The sequence below is a fragment of the Vibrio sp. CDRSL-10 TSBA genome (assembly GCA_039696685.1).
Taxonomy (GTDB): Bacteria; Pseudomonadota; Gammaproteobacteria; order Enterobacterales; family Vibrionaceae; genus Vibrio.
Genome location: CP155566.1, coordinates 1,005,816 through 1,025,930 on the forward strand (window position 1 = coordinate 1,005,816; position 20,115 = coordinate 1,025,930).

22 protein-coding genes and 4 pseudogenes are annotated in these 20,115 nt (G+C 47.8%); 12 read left to right on the plus strand and 14 right to left on the minus strand.

The annotated features are described in order from the left end of the window. Positions 1 to 155 precede the first annotated feature (155 nt). Positions 156 to 704, plus strand: a complete 549-nt coding sequence (locus tag ABDK09_12110) for an NAD(P)H nitroreductase (protein ID XAW90202.1) — start codon at positions 156 to 158, stop codon at positions 702 to 704. Positions 705 to 802: 98 nt separating this feature from the next. Here the strand turns inward: ABDK09_12110 and ABDK09_12115 are convergent, their stop codons facing one another. Then, entirely contained in the window at positions 803 to 1,678 is an 876-nt protein-coding gene (locus tag ABDK09_12115; GenBank protein ID XAW90203.1) for a LysR family transcriptional regulator, read from the minus strand. Between the two features lie 287 nt (positions 1,679 to 1,965). On the opposite strand from ABDK09_12115, the gene ABDK09_12120 reads away from it, so the two are divergent. The 7 genes and pseudogenes from ABDK09_12120 to recR all read left to right on the plus strand — a co-directional run bounded on the left by ABDK09_12120 (position 1,966) and on the right by recR (position 7,981). After that, complete coding sequence (locus ABDK09_12120) at positions 1,966 to 3,069, plus strand: response regulator (protein XAW90204.1); 1,104 nt, start codon at positions 1,966 to 1,968, stop codon at positions 3,067 to 3,069. Positions 3,070 to 3,501: 432 nt separating this feature from the next. After that, a complete protein-coding gene (locus ABDK09_12125) occupies positions 3,502 to 3,633 on the plus strand; it encodes a hypothetical protein (GenBank protein ID XAW90205.1) in 132 nt (43 codons plus the stop codon). Between the two features lie 90 nt (positions 3,634 to 3,723). Then, positions 3,724 to 4,128 (plus strand): YbaN family protein, encoded by a 405-nt coding sequence (locus ABDK09_12130; GenBank protein ID XAW90206.1) that lies wholly within the window; start codon positions 3,724 to 3,726, stop codon positions 4,126 to 4,128. A 135-nt stretch (positions 4,129 to 4,263) separates the two neighbouring features. Continuing rightward, positions 4,264 to 4,809, plus strand: coding sequence for an adenine phosphoribosyltransferase (gene apt / locus ABDK09_12135; protein XAW90207.1), 546 nt, complete (start codon positions 4,264 to 4,266; stop codon positions 4,807 to 4,809). A gap of 13 nt (positions 4,810 to 4,822) precedes the next feature. Further along, positions 4,823 to 6,959 (plus strand): annotated as a pseudogene (gene dnaX, locus ABDK09_12140) (DNA polymerase III subunit gamma/tau). Between the two features lie 77 nt (positions 6,960 to 7,036). Beyond that, the gene (locus ABDK09_12145; GenBank protein ID XAW90208.1) at positions 7,037 to 7,366 is read left to right on the plus strand and encodes a YbaB/EbfC family nucleoid-associated protein; all 330 of its coding nucleotides are present in this window, start codon (positions 7,037 to 7,039) and stop codon (positions 7,364 to 7,366) included. Positions 7,367 to 7,381: 15 nt separating this feature from the next. Beyond that, positions 7,382 to 7,981, plus strand: coding sequence for a recombination mediator RecR (recR, locus tag ABDK09_12150; protein XAW90209.1), 600 nt, complete (start codon positions 7,382 to 7,384; stop codon positions 7,979 to 7,981). Positions 7,982 to 8,046: 65 nt separating this feature from the next. On the opposite strand, the gene ABDK09_12155 is transcribed toward recR, so the two are convergent. Next, positions 8,047 to 8,295: a YkgJ family cysteine cluster protein gene (locus ABDK09_12155; GenBank protein ID XAW90732.1), complete on the minus strand. Its 249-nt coding sequence runs from the start codon at positions 8,293 to 8,295 to the stop codon at positions 8,047 to 8,049. A 156-nt stretch (positions 8,296 to 8,451) separates the two neighbouring features. Between ABDK09_12155 and ABDK09_12160 the strand changes: the two genes are divergently transcribed. Then, positions 8,452 to 8,892 (plus strand): YcgN family cysteine cluster protein, encoded by a 441-nt coding sequence (locus ABDK09_12160; protein XAW90210.1) that lies wholly within the window; start codon positions 8,452 to 8,454, stop codon positions 8,890 to 8,892. A 379-nt stretch (positions 8,893 to 9,271) separates the two neighbouring features. On the opposite strand, the pseudogene ABDK09_12165 reads toward ABDK09_12160, so the two are convergent. From ABDK09_12165 to ABDK09_12220, 12 genes and pseudogenes are all read right to left on the minus strand, one after another. Next, positions 9,272 to 9,427, minus strand: a pseudogene (locus tag ABDK09_12165) (site-specific integrase). Positions 9,428 to 9,855: 428 nt separating this feature from the next. Next, entirely contained in the window at positions 9,856 to 10,473 is a 618-nt protein-coding gene (locus ABDK09_12170; GenBank protein XAW90211.1) for a hypothetical protein, read from the minus strand. Positions 10,474 to 10,546: 73 nt separating this feature from the next. Further along, positions 10,547 to 11,671 (minus strand): AAA family ATPase, encoded by a 1,125-nt coding sequence (locus ABDK09_12175; GenBank protein XAW90212.1) that lies wholly within the window; start codon positions 11,669 to 11,671, stop codon positions 10,547 to 10,549. Positions 11,672 to 11,690: 19 nt separating this feature from the next. Beyond that, positions 11,691 to 11,864: pseudogene (locus ABDK09_12180) on the minus strand (site-specific integrase). Next, positions 11,864 to 12,391: a hypothetical protein gene (locus tag ABDK09_12185; protein ID XAW90213.1), complete on the minus strand. Its 528-nt coding sequence runs from the start codon at positions 12,389 to 12,391 to the stop codon at positions 11,864 to 11,866. The pseudogene ABDK09_12180 and the gene ABDK09_12185 overlap by 1 nt, the downstream one beginning before the upstream one ends. Continuing rightward, the gene (locus tag ABDK09_12190; GenBank protein ID XAW90214.1) at positions 12,384 to 12,737 is read right to left on the minus strand and encodes an STAS-like domain-containing protein; all 354 of its coding nucleotides are present in this window, start codon (positions 12,735 to 12,737) and stop codon (positions 12,384 to 12,386) included. The genes ABDK09_12185 and ABDK09_12190 overlap by 8 nt, the downstream gene beginning before the upstream one ends. Then, positions 12,734 to 13,891 carry a hypothetical protein gene (locus ABDK09_12195; GenBank protein XAW90215.1) on the minus strand — a complete coding sequence of 386 codons (1,158 nt, stop codon included), beginning with the start codon at positions 13,889 to 13,891 and terminating at the stop codon, positions 12,734 to 12,736. The genes ABDK09_12190 and ABDK09_12195 overlap by 4 nt, the downstream gene beginning before the upstream one ends. Continuing rightward, positions 13,888 to 14,025, minus strand: a complete 138-nt coding sequence (locus ABDK09_12200; protein ID XAW90216.1) for a hypothetical protein — start codon at positions 14,023 to 14,025, stop codon at positions 13,888 to 13,890. The genes ABDK09_12195 and ABDK09_12200 overlap by 4 nt, the downstream gene beginning before the upstream one ends. 390 nt (positions 14,026 to 14,415) lie before the next feature. Further along, positions 14,416 to 14,570: pseudogene (locus ABDK09_12205) on the minus strand (bacteriocin). 16 nt (positions 14,571 to 14,586) lie between these two features. Continuing rightward, positions 14,587 to 15,324 (minus strand): hypothetical protein, encoded by a 738-nt coding sequence (locus ABDK09_12210; protein ID XAW90217.1) that lies wholly within the window; start codon positions 15,322 to 15,324, stop codon positions 14,587 to 14,589. Positions 15,325 to 15,665: 341 nt separating this feature from the next. Continuing rightward, positions 15,666 to 16,442 carry an ion transporter gene (locus ABDK09_12215; protein ID XAW90218.1) on the minus strand — a complete coding sequence of 259 codons (777 nt, stop codon included), beginning with the start codon at positions 16,440 to 16,442 and terminating at the stop codon, positions 15,666 to 15,668. Between the two features lie 227 nt (positions 16,443 to 16,669). After that, positions 16,670 to 17,065: a DUF4168 domain-containing protein gene (locus tag ABDK09_12220; GenBank protein ID XAW90219.1), complete on the minus strand. Its 396-nt coding sequence runs from the start codon at positions 17,063 to 17,065 to the stop codon at positions 16,670 to 16,672. Positions 17,066 to 17,306: 241 nt separating this feature from the next. Here ABDK09_12220 and ABDK09_12225 point away from each other — a divergent pair, with 241 nt between their 5' ends. Genes ABDK09_12225 through ABDK09_12235 form a run of 3 tightly spaced genes read left to right on the plus strand, consistent with a single transcriptional unit; the run spans position 17,307 to position 20,111 of the window. Beyond that, positions 17,307 to 18,761 carry a HAMP domain-containing sensor histidine kinase gene (locus tag ABDK09_12225; GenBank protein ID XAW90220.1) on the plus strand — a complete coding sequence of 485 codons (1,455 nt, stop codon included), beginning with the start codon at positions 17,307 to 17,309 and terminating at the stop codon, positions 18,759 to 18,761. After that, complete coding sequence (locus ABDK09_12230; GenBank protein ID XAW90221.1) at positions 18,758 to 19,852, plus strand: sigma-54 dependent transcriptional regulator; 1,095 nt, start codon at positions 18,758 to 18,760, stop codon at positions 19,850 to 19,852. The genes ABDK09_12225 and ABDK09_12230 overlap by 4 nt, the downstream gene beginning before the upstream one ends. 13 nt (positions 19,853 to 19,865) lie before the next feature. Further along, entirely contained in the window at positions 19,866 to 20,111 is a 246-nt protein-coding gene (locus tag ABDK09_12235; protein XAW90222.1) for a helix-turn-helix domain-containing protein, read from the plus strand. Positions 20,112 to 20,115: the final 4 nt, after the last annotated feature.

Consider the following 20,115-nt stretch of genomic DNA (forward strand, 5'->3'; position numbering starts at 1 on the left):
GCCCCGCTTTTTTATTTGTTCCGATTTGGCCTTGGCTGACTTCCCCGGCTGACGTTGCCAGATAAAGGCCGCGATGCGTGACGGCTGGTATTCTAACTTGTCTGCGGAGTGTGCTAGCATTATCCGAATTATCAAGAACCTAAGAAGGACCCAATATGGACGCTCTTGAACTGCTGTTAAACCGCCGCTCGGTAGCCAAACTGGAAGCACCTGCGCCGGAAGGTAAAGCGCTGGAGAACATCATCCGCGCGGGCCTGCGTGCGCCGGACCACGCCAACCTGACCCCGTGGCGCTTTGTGATTGCTCAGGGACGCGGTTTGCAGAAACTGTCTGATATTCTGGTTAAGGCCGCGCTGGCAGAAAACAGTGAAGAAGCCATAGTCACCAAGCTGAAGAATGCGCCATTCCGTGCCCCGATGGTGATTACGGTGATTGCCAAGGTCACGCCGCATGAGAAAGTCCCGGCGCTGGAGCAGCATTTGTCGGCCGGCTGCGCAGTGCAGGCGATGCAAATGGCAGCGGTCGCGCAAGGCTATCAGGGGATCTGGCGTTCAGGTAACTGGATGTTCCATGCCGATGTGCGTGCGGCATTTGGTCTGGAAGGTGAAGATGAAATCGTCGGTTTCCTGTATCTCGGGACTCCGACCAGCACTCCGATGAAAGCACCGGAGCGTGAACTGAGCCAGTTTGTGGAATACCTATAACAGCGCTGAATGTCAGTCTGTTTACCCTCAGTTTACTTCAGAACAAAAAATGCCAGTAACGTGAAGTTACTGGCATTTTATTTGGTCGCTGTTGCCTGTTAGTGAATGTTGTACGCAATCACGAAATCTATGAACAAGCGCACTTTTTCCGGCAGATGGTCTTTATGGTTGTAAAGCATATAGATATCGCGCGGGTTAGCACTCCAGTCTTCCAGCACCCGAACCAGGCTGCCGTCGGCAATAAATTCGCGCAGCATGACGTCCGGCATCAGAGTAATGCCTAAACCTTCTGAGCAGGCGCTGCGTACGACATTCAGTGCGTTAGCCTGAAAGCGTCCTTTGTCGTTGTTGGTGACGACTTCGCCTTTAGTACTGGTCAGTTGCCACTTGATCAGCGGGTAGCCTTTCAGCAGTGAGTGACGCACCAGATCTTCGGCATGTTTTGGCGCCGGATTGGTGGCCAGGTACTCCGGACTTGCGACCAGAATATCTTTCACATCGCTGATTTTACGGGCTATCAGGCTAGAGTCTCGTTGCGGTCCGACCCGGAAAATGACATCCCATTCGGTTGGATCAAGCTGATCCGCATGGTTGCTGGTGGTCAGCTCAATATTGATTTCAGGATACTCGCGCATGAAGTCATTGAACATCGGCATCATCATGCGTTTGGTCAAATTGTAGGGCGCTGAAATCTTAATTTTACCGGAGGCACCACGACATTCATCGGTAATCTCTTCCGTCATGGAAGCCAGGCGCTGCAGCAAGGGTGAGCAATCTTTAAAGAAACGTTCACCGGCTTCGGTCAGCGACAGTTTACGAGCGTGGCGATTCAAAAGTCTTAGATTCAGCGAATCTTCAAGCGCTTGAATGCGTCGGGTAATGGTCGCTACAGGTATCATCGTCTTACGAGAAGTGGCGGTGTAGCTACCGTTTTCGACAACCAGTCGAAAAAGGTTTAGATCATCTAGTTTCATCGTTCCTGACACATTATTTTACGAATTTGAGTAATTTATACGGATATCCAAAGGCAAAGATTGAGTCATGTCAACTTGTTGGACGATTTGTGATATTCCATACATATAGTATGCAACCCAGGTGCAAAGTGGAATATTTGTATAAATCCTATTTCAAGGCTACTTTTAAGTAACGTGAGAAACCATCTTATAACAATAATTCAAATTGTGAACAGCAAACGTATCGTAAACGCTGAACGTAGCGCAAACGCCGGACGTAGCGCGAACGCATAGTGGGGTAGGGAGCTATGTACAAAACACACATCGAAACGCCAGATTTATCGGCTGCCAAAGTGCCAGATGAGAAGTTAATCATGCTGGTGGATGATGATCCGATATTCAGGCGTATCACCAGTGGCTACCTGTCTGCACAAGGCTATAAGGTGATGGAAGCCGAAGACGGACTGGACGGACTGAGGAAACTGAGGAAGACCGAACCGGATCTGGTGCTGTGTGATTTGTCGATGCCTGTGCTGGACGGTATTGAATTTGTCGAAGAGGTCAGCCTGGAGTATCCGTCTCTGCCTATGATCGTGGTGTCAGCCACTGACGAAATGTCCGATGTAGCCAAAGCGCTGCGTTATGGCATTAAAGATTTCCTCGCCAAGCCGATTGGCAATCATGAACACTTAAGTTGTGCCATTGAAAGTACGCTCGAGGACACCTGTAATCATTTAGCGGATCAGCGCGATTTCGCCAGTCAGTGGTTCCAGGTTGACGGCGGCGGTGATATTCCGGAAGAGCAGGAGTTGCACTGGCACCTGGAGTATTTACGCGACAACCCGAGTGCGGCCAAAGATCTGTTACATGCGTTGCTGCCGGAAAAAGACACTTCACAGGGCGCGTGGAAATGCAGCTATCGTCTGTTGCAGTCAGCGGATGTGATGCCGTTAGTGTTTGATTATGCGTGGCTGATGAATGGCCAGTTTGCGTTTTATGTGGTGGACTCATCGAGCAGCCAAGACAAAGGAGTGGCGAGTACTTTGCTGGTCCGTGCCCTGTTTAATGATTACTTACGTAATTTGCGCAGCTTTAGTGCCGATTTGAAAGATCTGGCTGAGATTGTCGAGCGCGGGCTGGAATGCTCCGAGTGCGCTGAGCCCGTGGCGGCTCTGTTCGGGGTTGCTAATCTGTCAGACGGAACCTTGTCTATTTTGCCCGCCGGACTGGATAGCCAGTGGTCAAACGGCTACATGACGCAGCACATAGCCGCGGGAGTGAATCTGGGTGAAAACTGCCTGAAAAACTTCATTACCAAAGACTTACTGATTCACGATGCCTGTCAGTTATCGCTGAGCTGTCTGGGATCTTGTAGCTTTGTGCTGGACATTTATCAGGGCAGCAATAACTGATCGCAGACCAAAACTGACAGCAGGCCAGAGTGACGGAATCTTGCTTTCTTTCGTTACCTTAGGAAAGTTAGTTACCTTAGGAAAGTTAGTTGCTGGTGATATTGATATTGTCTTTCTCAGATGCAGGGCTTTGGCCCTGCATTTTCGTATCTGCCGCTGAGCTGGCTTTGCATCAGGCTCAGCGTGCTTTCAGGCACAATGTGAGCCAGTTAACCGGTTGTTAATATCCCTATTTATAGTCAGTGTTTATGGTGGGTTGTTTAAGTTATAGTCAGCGCCAATAATTAACCACAGCCCGGCGTGCGGTTTGGGATAAGGCCTGTATCGCAGTCTGTTTCCGCAGTAAGTCGCCATAAAGTCGGGGGATAAGCTGGTTCACCGGAGACGGGAGTCGGCAATAACAGAAAGTCACCTACAACAGAGAAGCGAATCATGGCAGACAAAGAGTTTAAAGAACCTTATAATGTTTTATACTTTTTAGGTTTCATCCTGGCCCTGTTAGTACCGACCTTACCTGCGACCCTGACCTGGATTCGTGTGGTCAATGGTTACGCCGGGTTCTGATATCGGTTAAGGTTGCGATGACGGCTGACTGCCGCTCATTCCACCAACGCGCTACCATGCTTTTGACTAGGTAGCGCGCGTAATAGTTAAGTGAGGTTCACCATCAATATTCGACATGCTGTACTCAATGTTGTTGGTGTGCTGAGCGTTTGCCTGGGTGTCCTGGGTATCGTACTTCCTCTTCTTCCCACCACGCCGTTTATTCTGTTGGCCAGTGCGTGTTTTTTCCGCAGCAGCCCCAGATTTCATCGCTGGTTGCATGAACATCGGCTATTCGGGCCGATCATTATCAACTGGCAGCAGAACAAAGCAGTATCGAAGCAGGTTAAGCAACGCGGCTGTGTATTTATTGTGCTCAGCTTTGCGGTTTCTATCGCCGTTGTTCCTCATCTTTGGTTAAAGAGTCTGCTATTGGTCGGTTTAGTGGTGCTGATTATCGTGTTTCTGCGTCTTCCTACTCACGAGTTGGTTGCTAACCAACAAGAAAATCACTAGCATTGTGGGGAAGTGTGCCCGCTCTTCGAGTGGGCGTTTGTTTTTTCGGCACATGGAAAGTTTTTTACAGTGCAGAAACCGTAAATACCCCAAGCGGAGAGATGCCGCGTCGGGCCAATCAAAGTTAATTTTGTTATGACAACCGAAACTCTTTCACTGATTAAATCCAGCATCAAAAGCATTGAGAACTATCCAAAGCCGGGCATTTTGTTCCGCGACGTGACCAGTCTGCTTGAAGATGCGAAAGCTTACCAGGCGACTATCCAGCTGTTTGTTGATCGTTACAAAGAGATGGGTTTCACCAAGGTAGTGGGTACAGAAGCACGTGGTTTCCTGTTTGGTGCACCACTGGCTCTGGAACTGGGGTTAGGTTTTGTTCCTGTTCGTAAGCCGGGCAAACTGCCACGTGAAACCGTGGGTCAGACGTACGATCTGGAATACGGTACAGATACACTGGAAATTCACGTAGACGCTATCCAGCCAGGCGACAAAGTACTGGTGGTAGACGATCTGCTGGCAACTGGCGGTACCATCGAAGCGACTGCAAAACTGATTCGTCAACTGGGCGGTGAAGTGGAGCATGCGGCGTTCGTAATCAATCTGCCAGAAATTGGTGGTGACAAGCGCCTGGAAGGTTTAGGCTTGAACGTTTACAGCATTTGTGAATTTGAAGGTCACTAAATCGGAAGGTTTCATGAGTTATCTAGCCTTAGCGCGAAAGTGGCGGCCCACAAAATTTAATGAAGTCGTGGGTCAGGCACATGTATTAACAGCTTTAGAAAATGCTCTGGCACAGAACCGTCTGCACCATGCGTACCTGTTCAGCGGAACACGCGGTGTCGGTAAAACGACCATAGGTCGTCTGTTTGCCAAAGGGCTTAACTGTGAAACGGGAATTACGGCCACCCCTTGTGGTGAGTGTGATACCTGTAAAGAGATCGATCAGGGCCGTTTTGTTGACCTGTTGGAGATCGATGCTGCTTCACGAACCAAAGTTGAAGATACGCGTGAACTGCTGGATAACGTGCAGTACAAACCGGCCCGAGGCCGGTTTAAAGTCTACCTGATCGACGAAGTGCACATGCTCTCGCGCCACAGTTTTAACGCTTTGCTTAAAACGCTTGAAGAGCCGCCAGAGTATGTGAAATTTCTGCTCGCGACGACCGATCCGCAAAAACTGCCGGTCACCATTTTGTCGCGTTGTCTGCAGTTCCACCTCAAACCGATCAACGTTGACACCATTACTGAGCAGCTCAGTCATATTCTGCAGCAAGAACAGGTCGACAGTGAGGCGAAAGCCCTGTCACTGATTGCCCACGCTGCCGATGGCAGTATGCGTGATGCGCTCAGCCTGACCGATCAGGCCATTGCTTTAGGTAATGGCCAGGTACAAAAAGATGTTGTGGCGCATATGCTCGGTACGCTCGATACCGATCAGGCACTTCATCTGCTCCAGGCCATCAGCAGTCAGCAACCACAAACCGTGATGGAGCGTATCGACGCTCTGGCGCAAAACGGGGTTGAGTGGGATGGTTTGTTGCAACAGCTCGCGACTCAATTGCACTGTGTTGCCATGTATCAGGCGCTGCCATCCAGTGTTGATAAGGCGCAGCCGGATGCTGAGCAAATCCAGTGGCTGGCCAAAGCATTGGCGCCGCAGGATGTCCAACTCTATTACCAAATCGCGCTCAAAGGCCGTGATGATCTGGCGCTGTCACCAACCCCGCGTATCGGGATTGAGATGATTGCGCTGCGTATGATGGCATTTCGTCCCTCACAGACCTCGCTGGCGAATGTAATTGCGCCGCAGCCTGCTGCACAGAAGATTGCCCAGCCGCAATCGGCTCCAGCGGCTATGACACACGCTCCGGCCGCTCAGCCGCAGGTACCGGCCATGCAGGCGGCTCCGGCTCAAACGGCGCCGCAGTCTTCACAACCGGCGTCCGGCTATGCTCCGTCTACTCAGCCAAGCATGCCTGCGAACCCACAAAGCATGCCAGCCAATTCGACGGAAAGCGGTGGCTATCAGCCGCCAATGCCATCTGAGAGTCCGGCTCCTGCACCACAACCAGCGCCAGAGCAGCCGGTTCAGACCACCCCGCAACAAGCTCCGCCGGCATCACCGGTTGCAGGGCTGCGCCATCAACTGCGCTCGCAGCGTCAGGGACTGGCGCAAAAGGGTAACGACGGAAAAAAGTCTGATGCGACATCTGCCAAGCCGGTTTCGGTTTCTTGAGCGTGTAGCCCAGCGTGGTCAGCATGCCGCGCAGATGTCGCCTTATTCTGCGCAGCAGACCGAAGATCAAGCGCCGAGTGATGAAGCTTACCAATGGCGTCCGATGCAAGAAGCCCCGGTTGAAGCGCCACAAAAAAATGAGCTGACTCCAACTCAGATTAAACGCGCGCTGGAGCATGAAAAAACGCCGGAGATGACGCAAAAGCTTATCGATGAGGCGAATGCCCAAGATGAGTGGGCCGCCCTGATCCAGCGCCTCAATACGCCTAAGCTGGTGGAGCAATTAGCGCTCAACTCGACTTACCGTAAACAGGGGGCAACCATTGAGCTGACTTTGCGTCCGACTCATGCCCACCTCAACACCGACCGTGCCCAGAGTGAACTTCTGCAGGCATTGAATGACCAACTTAATGAAGAGTGTCAACTGTCGGTGACTATCGGTGAAGAGGGCGAAACGCCGCTGGAATTGAGAGAGCGCCTGTATCAGAGCAAACTTTCACAGGCGATTGATAACCTTGTGGCGGATCCTAACGTACAATTTATTGAACGACGTTTTAGCGCTGCTCTCGATAAAGACAGTGTTAGACCGATATAACTGCGACTGTGGACTTGAGATTTCGCTCAATTACCCCCACAGTATGTGAAACAATGAGATAAACCAGAGAGACAAAGATGTTTGGTAAAGGCGGAATGGGCAACCTGATGAAGCAAGCCCAACAGATGCAAGATCGCATGCAAAAGCTTCAAGAAGAAATTGCAAACATGGAAATCACCGGTGAATCTGGTGCTGGCCTGGTTAAAGTCACTATCACTGGCAGTCACAGCGTACGTCGTGTCGAAATCGACGACAGCCTGATGGAAGATGACAAAGAAATGCTGGAAGACCTGATTGCTGCAGCATTTAACGATGCGGCGCGTCGCGTTGAAGAAACTCAGAAAGAAAAAATGGCAAGCGTTACCGGCGGTATGCAACTACCACCGGGTATGAAAATGCCGTTTTAATTACGAGTCAGTTTAATGCGCACCAGTCATATGCTGGAGCATTTGATGGAGGCCTTACGTTGTCTGCCTGGGGTTGGCCCCAAGTCAGCGCAGCGTATGGCCTTTCATTTGTTGCAGAGGGACCGTAAAGGTGGCCTGCAACTGGCAGATGCTCTGAGTCAGGCAATGGTTGAAATCGGCCATTGCAGCGAATGTCGCACCTTCACTGAAGAGGACATTTGCCATATTTGTCAAAATCCGAAGCGTCAGGAAAACGGCCAGATCTGTGTGGTGGAAAGCCCGGCAGATATTGCGGCGGTAGAAGCCACAGGTCAGTACTCCGGTCGCTATTTCGTGCTGATGGGCCACCTGTCACCGCTGGATGGTATCGGGCCGAGTGATATTGGCCTGGACGTGCTGGATTTTCGCCTGCAACGTGGTGACGTGACCGAAGTGATTCTGGCCACCAACCCGACGGTGGAAGGTGAAGCAACGGCGCACTACATCGCAGAGCTGTGCCGCGAGCACGATGTTTCAGCCAGCCGTATTGCCCACGGCGTACCGGTTGGCGGTGAACTGGAGCTGGTCGACGGGACCACCCTGTCTCACTCGCTGCTGGGCCGACAAAAACTGTAATAAAAAACCGCGCATCATGGCGCGGTTTTTTAATCTCTCAATCTGAGCTGCGTTGCGCGTAAGGCTCAGGTCAGCTGTTCCAGTTCGGTAATATTGTCCAGTGCCTGCTGATTAGTGCTGCCGCACACACTCGGGCATGGTTTGAACTGGTGGCACACCTTAGGGCGCTCCGCCTTGCCAAACAGCTTACATAAATTGTCATCATTGAGCTGAATACAGCGTACACCGGCTGGCTTACCATCGGGCATACCTGGAATCGGGGAAGAAATACTTGGTGCAATACAGCACGCGCCGCAACCCAGTCTACATTCCATCATTTACCTACTTCTGTGTGTTCGCTCAATAAGGGCGGCGATCCTAACAGAAATCGTCGCTGCCCGCAGCGGGATTGCAGAATATTTATCCTTGAACTTTGTAGGGCAGGAGGGTATAAATCGTCCCCCTGAAACAAGACAGGAAAAACAGACGTTATGAGTACTCCATTTTGGCAAAGCAAAACCCTGGATCAAATGACCGAAGCAGAGTGGGAGTCGCTGTGTGACGGTTGCGGCAAATGCTGCCTGCACAAGCTGATGGATGAAGACTCAGACGAGGTGTATTACACCAATGTCGCGTGCAGCTGGCTGAACAGCAAAACCTGTTCTTGTAAAGATTACCCGAACCGCTTCAGTTCAGGCGAAGAGTGTCTCAAACTGACCCGCGACAAGATCGATGAATTTCACTGGCTGCCGGATACCTGTGCTTACCGCCTTCTGGCCGACGGTCAAACCCTGCCGGAGTGGCACCCGCTGATCACCGGCTCCAAAGCCGCGATGCACGCCGCCGGCGAAAGCGTACGCAATAAAGTGGTGTACGAGATTGACGTGGTGGACTGGGAAGATCACATTTTGAATCACCCTTCGCGCCAGTAGGTGTATCAAGGCGCGATAAGGCTTTAATCAATGCCTTATCGCCATAAATCGCCTCAAAACGCACATTTTACTATTCTCTGCCGCCACTTTGTCGCCACTATTTTGGATACAAACAACTTAATGATTTTTTATCGTGGTACTCCGGAAGTCTGAAAGTTTAAATTTGGTTCAATAGACAAAGAGTGAGTTATACGGATGAGCTTTATCGCGGAGTTTATAGCTAGATCTGAATGTTCTATCTTTGGTTGATACTTAATGTCGCCATGAGCGATATTGTTTCTTTAGGTACGAACTTTCTCTAAGTTTTTGAATAAAGTTATATCGATATCGTTGTGCAATTCGAGCATGTTGGTGATTATGTTTATGGTATAAGTGCTATCCTGTCTTCAACTTCACGCATGGTGAATTGTTCAAAAGCAAATGCTTCGCCTTTTGTAGCAAAGCGTTTACGGATGCGTTTACAACCACGACCAGTAGGGTAGCACTCACAAAGGCAAGGCTTTTTGTTGCCGTCTTTTAGGTTTCGGGTAGCCATAGAAATACCGATATGCTGTTTTTATGTACGGTATGTCGACGAGATGAGATCTTCAATGTTTAAAATCGGTGGATGCGAACAATGCTTTAACTATTTAGACTCACTATCACCTTCATCTTGAAGGTGCATATTTGCTTGCCTGTGTACACTCAACCGGTCTTTTAATTCTTCTTTTGAATAATTGGTACCATCAACGTAGGTATTATCTATAAACGTAATTTAACTCGCCTTTTGGGTTTTCTTGCTATCCACGCAACGATTATTGCAGCGATAGATTCCCATGGAATTGAGTCAATAAAGAGCAACCCCTGATCAAAATACGGTGATACGGAAAAATTTCTCTTTCAGAGAAACGAATTCCACTGGACTCCAAAAAACTTGTAATTTCGTCTTTGTTGTTTGGTAGTTTTGATTGTTTCTGCTTTTAACTAATTACTCGCTTCAATATGCTTCCAGATTGTTTCGCAAAGCTCATTGAGTTCATCGGTAAGTGACCATTCAAACTCTTCATCTTGCATGATCGCTACTGCTGTTTGGCAGAACTTAACTTTATCTTTGATAGTGCCAGACTTATCTGAGTAGAAACTCCGTTCAGTCCCTTTTGGCTTATCGACGTACCGTTCAAGTATTCTCCCAATACCTTCTTTATCCGTTTCGAACCTATCGTCGTTAATATTGCTTATGTTGAAGGTACAATCATCTTTCCCATTGAAGGTGTCCCAGCGCTTTTGAGCAGTTTTTAGTAATATTGAATGAGGGATATAGTTTTCTATCTCTTTCCATTTCAATAGGATGAAGTTGTCGCTTAAATTTTGCTGTAGTGTTTCTACTCGATCGCCTTTTGAATCAATGTCTGCATCTGCAATTAATAGTATTTTATTGTTCAGTTTCTTCGCAGGTGTAGTAGAGGTTGAGTCCGACTGCTCGTTGTCGCCAAAGTACCAGTGGGTGATGTTGCTTCCTTGGTACTCTGTAAATACGAAGTGTAAGTTTTCATGGTAGCTTGAAAGTTTATTCGCTCGTTCTTCGTCACCTTTTTCCTTCAACTGGTCTATATATTTCTTGAGATAAGTCCTTAGGTAGAGTTTGTCCGTAATACCTTCGACCCAGATTGAACAGTTAGCCAGAAGAAACAGATGATGCCCGAACGCCCAAATCTGAGAGTAGTTCTTCAAATTTACTGGCAGGGGTTACTATTGATTCCCCATTTTCCTGACTAACTTGTTGAATAGAAATGTCATCTCGTTCTTGTGCTATGTCTAAGAAATGGTTGGAGTGAGTTGTCATGAAAAACATATGTTCTTCGTGGCCACCGTATGTTTCGATCAGTGTTCTCTGGAGTCCGGCATGTAGATAGTGTTCGGGCTCTTCTATAAAGAACATCGTCGGACTCTCTGCCATAAATACGGGATAAGTCAACATTATTATTGATTGGATTCCGTCACCTAGGTTGAATATCTGTCGTTCTTCTTTGTCACCTTCCTTGAAGTAAACAATATCTTCACCGATTCTTGGAACTAGTGAAATCTCTTGACCAAAGAAAAAGTTGCGAGATAGATATAGCTCATACTCTCGGACTCGTTGTCTTTGCTGATGAGTACCCAAAAGATGACGTTTGAGATCTTCGTAAAGACTATGACCAGTAAATAGATTGTCATTTATATTTGACTTAGGAAAGTAATCTTTAACCGTCCGAGCACAAAAAAGGTCGTCTTCATGAATATGGCGAAGGCTTCTAATTGTAGGGATATATACAGAACTCCAAGATATTTTCGATATCTCTGGTATTACATCCTTAGCTATCTCATCTTTATTTATAAAGCTTTGTACCAAAGTATCATAAACGTAATTTTCAGATGCGGTAGAACTTCTCGAAGGCTCTAATTTTTCTAATATAAGACTAGAAATATTCAGATAACAGAGCGGTTTTCGCGATTTTAAAATATTTTCTGCAGATGAAATAAAATTACTAAGACCGAAACCAGTCTGGTTTCTTAATGGATTATCTACGTGGTAACCTTGCTTTTTCCATCTATTGACGATGATTTCAATTGGAAGTAAATCGGAATCGAAAAAAGGTTTTTTTTTGTCTAAGGAAAATAAGTTTCTCAACATTCGGCTTTTACCAGAATTGTTGGGGCCGATGTAGAAATTGATTTGTTTAGCTGATGTTATATGCCACTGTTGTGGATATGTATTACCAGAAGAAAACGCGATTTTATTGATATGGTTTGTTATTTTCATGTTGTATTACTTATCTTCTTAACCAAGGTTTGTCATCAACTTCGCGAGGACAAATTTTTTCACAAGAAAGCGCCTTCCTTTTGGTGGCAAAGCGCTTGCGAATTCTTTTGCCTGACGGACCTTGCGGGGAGAACTCACAAAACCAAGGCTTCTCGCTGTTCTCTTTAAGGTTTCGTATGGATAAATATGGAATTATTTGAAGAAAAAACTCATTATTTCTATAAACAGGTACACGATTAGCAATCCAGTGAGGACGCCGAAAATTGAGTGGCGAGCCGACCATAAAATATAACCTTTGGAGGTTACAACTTTTTCAAAATGAGCGTTCTCAATCTTATCGACGATGTCTTCACAGGTTTCTTGCAGAGAAAATTTCAGTTTAGATCTGTTTTCTGGTGATGTGTCATCTGCTAGATAGCTTTCAACATCGAATCCATAAAGTGGCGTTATTTCACCTTCATCGATAAACTTACATGAAGAAAGTTGGTTTAGCTGTTTGATTTTCCAGCTTATTCGAGCAATTTTTGCATTGTAACGTTCTTCTTGGTAGAGAGGGCCGTCTTCTTTCTCTAACCACTTAAAATCTGATAACGAGGTAAGCAAATCTACCAGCTCATCTTTTTTTGATGAAATTGCGGATCTTTTTATGCTGTGATGGTGGATAAACAGGCTTATAATCCAGCTAATGAATACCCACTCAAATTTGAACCAACTACCCATCAGTTAGACGCTTTTTCTCTGCTGCTACAATTCTTTCATTGGCTATGGTGACAAAATTCTCCACATGATCATGCTGAATTGTTAGCTTTCTGTCTAAGACATCTTTAGTGAAACCAGCACGGGAAATGAGGCCACCGAATGCTTCATCTAAAAATGAACGTCCATATCTGTTGTACCCAGTCAAGTCTACGATTACATGGTCATATTCATTGAGTGCAGGGACCAAAATGTTTTTTCTGAAAACCTCGCCAGCTGTAAACTCGCAGCCAGGCGCATCTTTTTCGTAGCGACCTTTAGGTCTAGGATGAAAGTCTTCAGTTACAGTAATTTTTTTAACAGAGTTCATCTAAATTTATACTCCATTGTAGCAATGTACCTGATAGTTTCGTTTTGGTATTCGAATCTTGAATGCTCTTCTTCGCTACCCTTATTGTATTGGTAGCAACCCTTGTTACTAAATATCAGCAAACGGCTATCTGGATCTTTAGTTACCACATCTTTTATTGAAACGCTTCCTTGACCATGATTCGCATCATCAATCCGCGTGATCTCATGCATCATAGAGGCATAGATTAAGCCAGAGTCACCAATTGTATCTCTTAAAGGTGCAACATACGACTTCATACTTCGGAGTAAGCCTCTGACTGCACCAACCTTGTTTAGATTGCTGTCTTCACCAAGGATTAGCTCCCTGTATTCTTTCGGATAGTGCTTTTTTACCCGATTTTGGAACACTTGGCTATCTTCGAATGACAAAGGGATGCCTCGTCCTCGATCATAGATTGCCAGATACATGTAACGGTCTTGCTTGGATACATAATTACGTCCAATAGAGCAAATAAGCCACCATCTTTTACTTGAATCTAGTGGTTCATTGGGATACGCGTGACGACCTACATTTTCTAGAGTTTCGATGATGGCTTGTGAAATTCTAGACTCGATATTTGGGGGAATATCACCGTCATAGTATTTGTCTCGTATTGCATCTACGAGAGCTTCAGATAGCTCATCGAATTCCTGGTTACTACCGCTAATAACAGGGATTCGTGGTATATCCGCATTGAACATTTCTGTTCTTCTTTCTGCTGCAGGCAGAAAAGAGCCTGCGTCGCGGATTAACCAGTTTACACTCGGAGATTTTTTCGACCAGATAATGGATATCTTTGCTTCATATTTGTCTTGCAGAGCCACGATTAAAAGAAACATTGGTAACCGAGCAACTACTGTTTCTTCGAAAGAAAGGTAAATGTGTTTATGCAATTCCAAAAGTGTTTCAAGCTGTATGAAGAAAGCTGACAATTCGTCATTAAGTCCATTATCGGACAAATCGAGTTGTTTTGGAGCTGGTAACACCGGTTTCCTAAACAAAGTACTAATCTGGAAATGACTAGAAATTTGAGTGCTACCGGTACCTTCAAAAACTGTACGGTGTTTATTATTTGATGTTCTCAAATATCGCTTGGCATTGAGACTGTCAGCAAGCTGTAGTTTTTTTTTCATGTTATCGCTGTATTTCTATCATCGTGGTCAACTAAAGCTTCCAACTCACCCTCAAACAAATAATCCAGGCCGAAGTAATCACGTAGATGCTCTTTCGCGCCTAGTAGTTCTAATGCTTTGAGTTGAAAGCTCATAGTCGTTCCTTCATACCTAGGGTTATTCTTCAACTTTTGTATTGTGCTTAGCTTCCTGCTTTTGCTTTGCAACTTCAATCACCGCTTCCCTGGAAGCGGTTTAGCGGAAGATTGGGGCTTCAGTGACCAAGACATTAACTTGTTGATTATGTTTGACGAGTTATATGAATCGTCACGCCCAAGAAAAGAAGAAATAGTAAATTCACGACATTATGCATTTGTACGCATAACGACTTGAGTTCCTAATCGCAGTGTATCCCCAGTTTTGTTGTTATTGAAAGTGTGCCGGTCTGTTGAAATCTGGTCTGTGGTAATAGTTTCGTGTTGATCACAATATGGACAACGCCAAGAAAATGCCATAATTAACTCAGAAATCAATTTAAGTAAGTTTTACTCTCTCTTCAAAGGCACCGCCACGCGGCCAATAATCTTGATATCTTCTTCCGCCACTTCAACAGTGGTGTTACCAAAACCACAGTCAGCTTTTTACCTGGTAAGCGTTGGATGTGGTTGATCGACAGCGTGCCGTCGATATCAATCAGGTACCGTGCCTAGCATCTACTAAACCAACGCCTCACCAGTCTCTACATTGCAGATACCAGTGATTCGGTCTGCTCTGAACGTGCGAATAGAATTCCTCATCAAACAGAAAGCTTTGACGTATGTATCGCCACTGGCGTTCTGCTCAATTTTTCTTAAAACAATCTCGCGATCAGATACTTTCCCTGCAGCGTCCTTGTAGTTCATAAAGTATTGGGCGCCTGGTTCTAGCTCATTAAGAAACGATAATCCGGATGATTTCTCTATATTGATTCGCTTTCCGGATGTTGGAGCTGGTTTCTTCTTCGGCTTTTCGTTGGCTTGTTCGCGTTCCTCGACCCCATCACAGAAATCGGTTAGAAGGACGAATAGATGAAGAGCTTCATCGTTGTCGAGTACTTTGTCTTCTAGGTAAAGTTCAACAGTTGCCGCCAGCTCTTTAGTTTTTGGGTCTTCTTTCGATTCAGGGTAGCGCTTAAACCATGCACGAAGCTTTTTAGATTCTTCTAGATCAACAATGTCATCTTCTAGAATTTTATTGGCTAGGTTATAGAGCGCTTTTTCTCTACGTGGTGTGAGTGTTTCAACTTCGGCAGCTTCAGGCGCGATTGATTTTTGCGGTGTAACTTTTGTGGTAGGTGCTGGTGCAGCCTTTTTACTGGGTGTTACCTCGACCTTATCGGGGTCATGCATTGTTTTCTTTGATTTGCGAACCCAATAGATAGCAAAAACTATTAAACCTAAAACCAACAATTCCATTGTCACTCTCCTTGCCAACTACTTAATATTTTTCTATCGTCGGTGTCACCGCTATGCGGCCAACCACTTTGATGTCTTTTTCTGTTACTTCTACTGTGCCGTCAGCAAATATCACATCCAACTTTTTGCTTGGTAAGCGTTGAATGTGATTGCCTCACAGTGGCTATGTTCATGTATGTTTTGAAAATTCTTATCGGATCGATTGCATAAGCATATCACTATGTCTTGTTTATCAATAGTTATTGCATGCCCTATAAGGGCTAAATGTGAATGACTCGCGATATTGGGCTTAAGGTTTTGGTTATGAATTGATCGATCAACTCAGAGTATTGTCATCCTTCTCAAGTCCCGCCATTATTTTTCTCGATCAGCGCTTTCAGTTCGGCAATATCACTTTTCAAATCTTGGATCTCATCGCGCAGGTTATTAATGATGTGTTTACCTTGGTCTTCCTGATCTTCTTCCAGAAACCAGGATGCGACAAAGCCGGTAAAGGCACCGAACAGGCCGACGCCGCCGGTCATCAGCACAGCTGCGACAATTCGCCCTTCGAAAGTCACTGGATAATAATCGCCGTAACCGACCGTGGTGATGGTGACGAACGCCCACCAGATGGCTTCGTTGGCGTTGTGAATGTTGGAGCCGGGCATGCCTTTTTCGAGCTGCAACATCGCGACGGCACCGAAGATCACCAGCAGAATCGACACCAGAGAAACCAGCGTGAAGGTGCCGTGCATTTTATTGCGAAATAAGAAGCCGATAATGAATTTGGTTGAACGTACGGCTCTGAGAATACGCAGGACCTGCACTACGCGCACGATTCGGCCATAGCGAAAAGTATCCAGCATCGGGATACTGGAGAGCAGATCGATCCAGCCCCATTTCATAAAGCGCATTTTACTGTCTGCTGCCTTAAAGCGAATACAGAAGTCAGCCAGAAAAAACAGGCAGACGATATTGTCGGTAAAATGCAGTATCTCAAGAGTGTCGGATGGCAGGGTAAACGCGCTTTCGACTAATAATTCCAGCAGAACATATATCGACAGGAACAGAGTGAAGATCTGAAAGGGCCCCAACTCAGAGACGAGCGGCGGATATTCGGGATTTGCTGAGCTCAAAAGAAATGATTCCAATTTGTCCGGACTTTACGCGAACACAAATTTTATCATTAAATACAGAGTTGCATATCGGAAAAACAACCCGTTTTTTATCAGAGTTATTGTGTAGTGGCGGCAGCATTGCTTAGTGAGTGCCGGGGTGACACTGTTGTAGCCGGATTTTGCTCAACGGGCAAAGCTAAGAGAGGAAAAGAAAATGGCGTACCCGAAGGTACGCCGCCCGGTCATTAACCTTCGCTCATCTGTTGTAAGCGCGATTGCAGTGAGGTGTCGTTCTGCACGGCACGCGCGATCAGGTTGTAATCTTCCACGGACAAACCGGTGTCCTGCACGGCGTCAACCATCTCCTGGTTGGCCTGCTGCTGAATCTCTTGTGCTTCTTTTGGATCTTCACTGTTTTTCAGCTTGGTCATCGCGTCAACACGGATCTCATTCACGGATGCCTGAGCCTCGGCAAACTGCTCCAGTTGCTCGTCGTTAACTTCAATTGGTTGAGCTTGCTGCGGTGCAGCAGCTTGCTGTTGTTGCTGCTGTGCCTGTCCCTCTTGGGCAGCAAATGCTGAGGTGGCAGTGACAGAGGCTAGCATTGCAGTCATCAGGGCGGTCATGGTTAGTTTGCGCATAATAGAACTTCCTTCCGTTTTATGTGATTCGCTCTAACTATTGCGAGAACCTTGCCAACTTTTTAAATCTATATATATCTAATTGTTTATATTGAATTAATTGTAGTTTTGACATGGATTTGACCTGCGTATTGTGAGCCGTAATGTTTACTTGTGATACGGTTGAATCTGTTGGTTGTGACAAAAATATACACTCGCGTGAGGCGGGGTGAGCTGAATAAACACGGATACGGAGGCACTTGTGAAGAAAAAATATCGCATGACCTTAACCATGCGCATATTGCTGTTGGTGTTTGTGCCGTTATGGGCGCTATCCGGAGCCTCGATAGGGATTGGCACCCATTACATGGCTGAGCAGCAGACGCGTAAGCTCAAAGACGATATTAAATTGATCGCGCGCGCGATCCGGGTGCCCATCGGTGAAGCGATTAATCAGGGGGATTTAGCCACGGTTCGGCGTACGCTGGATGCGGTGTTCTCTCTCGGTCAGGTGTATGGCGCCTCGGTTTATAACGAAGATGGTCAGCGTATCGCAGCTGCCGGTATTGCCGGCCAGGAAGACAGTACTGATAACCCGTTGGCCGAGCAGCTGGTGCGCGTCGGTCAGGATGGCGATGCCTATCAGCATCAGGCCGGGCGCCGGGTGTTTTCCCATTTTGTGCCGGTGACTGATGAAACCGGCAAGATATCCAGCATGGTGGAAGTGACCCGCCGCGCTAGTGATTTCTCTGCCACCATGGACCGCATTATTTTCTGGGCCTGGGGCTGCTGGGGCGTGGTGGGTTTGCTGACGCTGGGTATTGTGCTGCTCGGCTATCGGCAGGCGGTCGGCCGTCAGGTGGCGAATTTAACCAACGTGATGGCGGATGTGGGCCGCGGTCAGCTGGGAGTGCGGGCGCCGCAATCGAGTGCCACTGAGCTGGGCATGATTGCTGAGGCGTTTAACCAGATGCTGGATGATATGGAGCAGGCCCAGAAGGCGATTGCCGCGCACTGCCAACAGGAAGCGACTTTAAACCAGCAGTTGGAACGTCAGGAGCGGATGGCCGCTCTGGGGCGTTTAGTCAGTGGTATTGCGCATGAACTTGGCGCACCGCTCAATGTGATTGATGGCCGGGCACGTCGGCTAAGCCGGCATAATCAGGATGAGTCCGCCGAGCATGAACTCAACGCCATTCGTGGTCAGGTGCAGCGCCTGACCCGAATTGTCCATCAACTGCTGGATTTTTCACGCAGCGGCGCACAGCGTGAAGCGATTGAGCTGCGCGAATCGGTGCAGGCTGCGGTGGATTCAATCAAACATGAACTGGCCTCAGAGCCCCCGCAAATTACATTGGATATCCCGGTTGAGGCCAGTGTTACGGTTGATCCGGCCCGCTTTGAACTGCTGCTGGTGAATTTATTGCGTAATGCCTGTCAGGCCGCCGTTTCTCAGGTCGGCGTGAGTTATCAGAGCGATACGGATGGCTGGTGTCTGTCGGTGTGGGATGATGGCGCCGGTATTGACGCTGAACTCGACCCCCAGCAGCTGTTGGAGCCGTTTTTTACCACCAAACCCAAAGGGCAGGGCACAGGGTTAGGCCTGGCGATTGTGCATAACATCGTGAGCGATCATCACGGTGAGTTGCGGTTAAGCCATGCTCAGGCTGGCGGCCTGCAAGTGTCACTGAGTTTTCCTGAGGAAGTGAGAGCATGAATATTTTATTAGTGGAAGATGATGCCGATCTGGCGGAATTGTTGTGTGAAGAGCTGGAAGCCGAGGGCTATCAGGTTGCGGTGGTCGATTGTGTAGAAGCCGCCGAGCCACTTCTGGCCACGACCAATATTGATTTGGTGATTTCTGATCTGCGTCTGCCGGGTCGTAACGGTATCACCCTGCTGCCGGTGGTGAAGGCGATGAACCACGCGCCGGCGATGCTGCTGATCACTGCGTTTGGCTCGGTCGATCAGGCCGTGCAGGCGCTCAAAGCCGGGGCGGATGACTTTTTGACCAAACCGTTTGATATGGACCACTGCCTGTTAACGGTCCGCCGCTTACTTGAGCATCGTCAGTTAAAAGAAAGCGTCGGCGGACGTCGGTTTCACGGCATATTGGGTGAAAGCACCGTGATGCAAAGCCTGTTTAAAAATATCGAACAGGTTGCGCGGGCTGACAGTCCGGTGCTGGTGCTGGGTGAGAGTGGCACCGGTAAAGAGCTGGTGGCGAAAGCGATTCATCAGCAGAGTGAGCGCAAGCAAGGGCCGTTTCTGGCGGTGAACTGTGCCGGTATTCCCAATGAACTGTTAGAAAGCGAGTTTTTCGGGCATGCGGCCGGGGCTTATACCGGAGCGGGTAAATCTCGGCAGGGCCTGTTGCGTGAAGCGCACGGCGGTACGCTGCTGTTGGATGAAATTGGTGAAATGCCGCTTGCGTTGCAAGCGAAACTGCTGCGGGTATTGCAGGAGGGCACGGTGCGTCCGGTGGGCAGTGATAAAGAAGTGGCGGTTGATGTACGCATTATCGCTGCCACTCACCGCGATCCCGAAGCCATGGTGGCTGAGAATCAATTCCGTGAAGACCTGTTTTTCCGGCTGGAAACTTTCACCCTGCAGGTGCCTCCGCTTCGCCAGCGCGGCGATGACATCGCACTGCTCACCCGTTACTTTATGACTCAGCAACAGCAAAAAGGTAAAACGCAGGCACATCAACTCAGTCAGGCGGCATGGCGACTCCTGCTTAATTACGGTTTTCCCGGTAATGTGCGCGAACTGCAAAACGCGATAGAAACGTGCCGCGGTATTTTGTGATGGTGAAGAGATCATGCCGGAACATCTGCCGCAACGTATGCGCCAGTCGCAGGATTCTGCGTTGAAAAATGTATTCGAGGGCTTATCGTCTGAGGCGATGCCTCCGCTGTTATCGCTGCAGCAAGACTATGTGCACTACGTGATGCAAAAGACCCAGGGTAACAAAGCGCAGGCGGCGCAGATCCTCGGCGTAACGCGCCGGACCTTGTACCGCTGGCTGGAAGAGGCGCAGGCTGAAGAGTCAATTCCCAAAGATTGAAGGC

Excerpts from the sequence above, each read along its gene's own strand:
- ABDK09_12110 (XAW90202.1), top strand. The coding sequence starts at position 156 with ATGGACGCTCTTGAACTGCTGTTAAACCGCCGCTCGGTAGCCAAACTG.
- ABDK09_12115 (XAW90203.1), bottom strand. The coding sequence starts at position 1,678 with ATGAAACTAGATGATCTAAACCTTTTTCGACTGGTTGTCGAAAACGGT.
- ABDK09_12120 (XAW90204.1), top strand. The coding sequence starts at position 1,966 with ATGTACAAAACACACATCGAAACGCCAGATTTATCGGCTGCCAAAGTG.
- ABDK09_12125 (XAW90205.1), top strand. The coding sequence starts at position 3,502 with ATGGCAGACAAAGAGTTTAAAGAACCTTATAATGTTTTATACTTTTTA.
- apt (XAW90207.1), top strand. The coding sequence starts at position 4,264 with ATGACAACCGAAACTCTTTCACTGATTAAATCCAGCATCAAAAGCATT.
- ABDK09_12145 (XAW90208.1), top strand. The coding sequence starts at position 7,037 with ATGTTTGGTAAAGGCGGAATGGGCAACCTGATGAAGCAAGCCCAACAG.
- recR (XAW90209.1), top strand. The coding sequence starts at position 7,382 with ATGCGCACCAGTCATATGCTGGAGCATTTGATGGAGGCCTTACGTTGT.
- ABDK09_12155 (XAW90732.1), bottom strand. The coding sequence starts at position 8,295 with ATGGAATGTAGACTGGGTTGCGGCGCGTGCTGTATTGCACCAAGTATT.
- ABDK09_12160 (XAW90210.1), top strand. The coding sequence starts at position 8,452 with ATGAGTACTCCATTTTGGCAAAGCAAAACCCTGGATCAAATGACCGAA.
- ABDK09_12175 (XAW90212.1), bottom strand. The coding sequence starts at position 11,671 with ATGAAAATAACAAACCATATCAATAAAATCGCGTTTTCTTCTGGTAAT.
- ABDK09_12185 (XAW90213.1), bottom strand. The coding sequence starts at position 12,391 with ATGGGTAGTTGGTTCAAATTTGAGTGGGTATTCATTAGCTGGATTATA.
- ABDK09_12190 (XAW90214.1), bottom strand. The coding sequence starts at position 12,737 with ATGAACTCTGTTAAAAAAATTACTGTAACTGAAGACTTTCATCCTAGA.
- ABDK09_12195 (XAW90215.1), bottom strand. The coding sequence starts at position 13,891 with ATGAAAAAAAAACTACAGCTTGCTGACAGTCTCAATGCCAAGCGATAT.
- ABDK09_12200 (XAW90216.1), bottom strand. The coding sequence starts at position 14,025 with ATGAGCTTTCAACTCAAAGCATTAGAACTACTAGGCGCGAAAGAGCAT.
- ABDK09_12210 (XAW90217.1), bottom strand. The coding sequence starts at position 15,324 with ATGGAATTGTTGGTTTTAGGTTTAATAGTTTTTGCTATCTATTGGGTT.
- ABDK09_12220 (XAW90219.1), bottom strand. The coding sequence starts at position 17,065 with ATGCGCAAACTAACCATGACCGCCCTGATGACTGCAATGCTAGCCTCT.
- ABDK09_12230 (XAW90221.1), top strand. The coding sequence starts at position 18,758 with ATGAATATTTTATTAGTGGAAGATGATGCCGATCTGGCGGAATTGTTG.
- ABDK09_12235 (XAW90222.1), top strand. The coding sequence starts at position 19,866 with ATGCCGGAACATCTGCCGCAACGTATGCGCCAGTCGCAGGATTCTGCG.